4 protein-coding genes are annotated in these 2,916 nt (G+C 61.9%); 2 read left to right on the forward strand and 2 right to left on the reverse strand.

Going from position 1 to position 2,916, the window contains the following annotated elements; all coding sequences use genetic code 11:
• Together EN906_RS29345 and EN906_RS38555 are read left to right on the forward strand one after the other, a co-directional pair.
• The coding region (locus EN906_RS29345) for an inositol monophosphatase (RefSeq protein ID WP_164777445.1) at positions 1-596 on the forward strand (596 nt) is incomplete at its 5' end.
• A gap of 235 nt (positions 597-831) precedes the next feature.
• A complete protein-coding gene (locus tag EN906_RS38555) occupies positions 832-1,065 on the forward strand; it encodes a hypothetical protein (protein ID WP_236382783.1) in 234 nt (77 codons plus the stop codon).
• Here EN906_RS38555 and EN906_RS29355 read toward each other — a convergent pair.
• Entirely contained in the window at positions 1,062-2,285 is a 1,224-nt protein-coding gene (locus EN906_RS29355) for a multidrug effflux MFS transporter (RefSeq protein WP_164748976.1), read from the reverse strand. The two genes, EN906_RS38555 and EN906_RS29355, sit on opposite strands and share 4 nt — an antisense overlap.
• Before the next feature lie 209 nt (positions 2,286-2,494).
• Positions 2,495-2,830, reverse strand: coding sequence for a Grx4 family monothiol glutaredoxin (gene grxD, locus EN906_RS29360; protein WP_006332883.1), 336 nt, complete (start codon positions 2,828-2,830; stop codon positions 2,495-2,497).
• Between the last annotated feature and the right edge of the window lie 86 nt (positions 2,831-2,916).

Genomic DNA, 2,916 nt, shown 5'->3' on the forward strand with positions numbered 1-2,916 from the left:
ATCCGGCACTGCTCGATGGCTTGGGCGATGCCGATCTGGCCTTCGTCATCGATCCGGTCGACGGCACTTTCAACTTCGCCTCCGGCGTGCCTTTGTTCGGCGTCATGCTGGCGGTCGTGGTCCAGGGCGAGACGGTTGCCGGCATCATCCACGATCCCGTCGGCAAGGACTGGCTGATTGGCGCCAGGGGCGCCGGCAGCCATATCCGGCATGCGCATGGCAGCCTGGAGAAGGTGCATGTCGCGGCACCCGCGCCGATCTCGGAAATGACCGGCTCGGTCTCCTGGCAATATATGCCCGAACCGGAGCGGTCGCGGCTGGCGCGCAACCAGACGAAGATCCTGTCGCAATTCGCCTATCGCTGCGCCGCGCACGAATACCGCCTGCTGGCGAGCGGCCATGCCCACTTCGTGGTCTACAACAAGCTGATGCCGTGGGATCATCTGGCCGGCGTGCTGATCCATGCCGAGGCCGGCGGCCATGCCGCGCGCTTCGACGGCAGCACCTATCTGCCCTCGCATCTCGGCGGCGGCCTGCTTGTCGCGCCAGACCAGGAAAGCTGGCACGAATTGCGTCGCGAGCTTTGGGCGCAATAGGAACGATTCCTGCGTTAGCCGAAGGAGCGGTGCAATTTCACGCAAATCCGGAGGCTCTCGAATGAAACCCCGGTTCGCATTTGTCGCCGCGGCTCTTGCCGCCGCTCTGTCTACCAGTTCCCAGGAAGCAAGATCGCAGGAGCGCAGTTGTCGCAGTTCCGATCCTGTCGATACGATAAGGGAGATGTCGGACGCTATCTATGCCTGCTGGAAACCGCCACCCGGAACCGCGGGCATGTCCCTGACCCTGCGGTTCTCGCTTCGCCGCAACGGCACACTGATCGGCAAGCCTCGCGCCACATATGCCGATCTGGGAACCGATGCCCAGCGCAGCCGTGCCTTCGTGGCATCCATTCTCAGGGCACTCGATGATGCTCTGCCATTGCCCTTTTCGGACAGCATGGGTGAAGCAATCGCGGGGCGTATGCTCGCCCCTCGGTTCACGGCAGCCCTTGAGGGTGCATCCTAATGCAAGTCGGTGATGTGCCCTGAAACGGGCGCGTTCTGCGGCTGGAACATCTTGCCGCGCTCGGCGATGAAGATCATCAGCAGCGCCGCGATCGACACGCTGCAGAAGCCGGCGGCCAGCGGCGTCACCGTGCCATTGAAGGCCTGGCCGATCAGCGTGCCGAGAATGCCGCCGAGAAACGTCTGCATGAAACCGAGGATCGACGACGCCGTGCCGGCCAGTTGCCCGAGCGGCTCCATGGCCAGCGCGTTGAAGTTCGCGCCCAGCGCACCGAACGGAAGCATGGCGCAGGCAAAGAAGGTGATGAACAGCCAGAGCGGCATCTTCATTTCCAGCGAAACGATCAGCCAGGCAAGGCTGATGACCAGGAACAGCAGCAGCGCGCTCTGCGACAGGCGGCGCATGCCGATGCGGCCGACAAGGCGCGAATTCAGAAAGTTGGAGAAGGCGAGCACGCCCGCGACGCCTGCGAAGATGACCGGGAACATCTCGCCGACATGGAAGATGTCGACATAGATCTGCTGCGCCGAAGCGATGAAGCCGAACATGGCGCCGAAGATGAAGGTGCTGGCGAAGGCATAGCAGATCGCAATGCGGTTGGTGAGCACGATGCGAAACCCGCCGACAATGGAGTTGAGTGTCAACGGCCGGCGATGTTCGGGATGCAGCGTTTCAGGAAGGCGCAGCAGCGACCAGGCCGAGACGAGGAGCGCACCGACGGCCATGGTGACGAAGATCCAATGCCAGGTCGCAAACAGCATGATGAACTGGCCGATGCCGGGAGCAATGACCGGTATCGCCATGAACACCATGAAGATCAGCGACATCACCTCGGCCATGCGCCGGCCGTCGAACGTATCGCGCACGATCGATACGGCGATGACGCGGGTGGCGGCCGCACCAATGCCTTGCACGGCCCGGCACAGCAGAAGTGTCTCAAAGCTTGGCGCAATGGCGGCAGCCGCGGCCGCGGCGACATAGATCACCAGCCCGGCGACCAGTGGTGCGCGACGCCCGAAGCGATCCGAGATCGGCCCGAAGAACAACTGTCCGCCGCCGAAGCCCAGAATGTAGGCCGTTATGACGTACTGCCGGTGGTTTTCATTTTCGACGCCGAGCGTGGCGCCGATCTGCTGCAGCGCCGGCAGCATGATGTCGATGGCCAGCGAGTTCAGCGCCATCAGCGCCGCGCACAGGGCGATGAACTCCCAGCGCGGAATGGGCAGTTTGCTTGCCGATTGCGGCGCTGGTTTTGGCTGGTCCACGGCAAGTCCGATCTTTCAAACGAAAATGCGCCGGCGGGCCGGCGCATTGGCTCGTCCTGGTCCTGGGTTCAGGACATGAAAATTGCCGAGGTGGGGCTGCCCCGGGTGCCTGGTGCTCGATGCCCAAAATCAACGTCGATTTTCGGGCATGCACAAAACAGAAATCAGGCGGCGCCTTTGACGCTGACGCCCTTCTCGACGAGGAATGTCTGCAACTCACCGGCCTGGAACATCTCGCGGATGATATCGCAGCCGCCGACGAATTCGCCCTTGACGTAGAGCTGCGGGATCGTCGGCCAGTTGGAGTATTCCTTGATGCCCTGGCGCAGTTCGGCCGAGTCCAGGACGTTCACGCCTTTGTAGTCGGCGCCGATATAGTCGAGGATCTGGACAACCTGGCCGGAAAATCCGCATTGCGGGAAACCGGGCGTGCCCTTCATGAAAAGGACGACGTCGTTGCCCTTCACTTCATTGTCGATGTAGTCGTTGATACCGCTCATGGAATATCCTTTCCCGCCTGTGGGAGTCAGGCTCGAAACATATCCCTTCAAATAAACCCAGCGATTGCTCGAAACAAGACGTTAGC

Source organism: Mesorhizobium sp. M7A.F.Ca.CA.004.06.1.1, from assembly GCF_003999135.1.
Classification (GTDB): Bacteria; Pseudomonadota; Alphaproteobacteria; order Rhizobiales; family Rhizobiaceae; genus Mesorhizobium.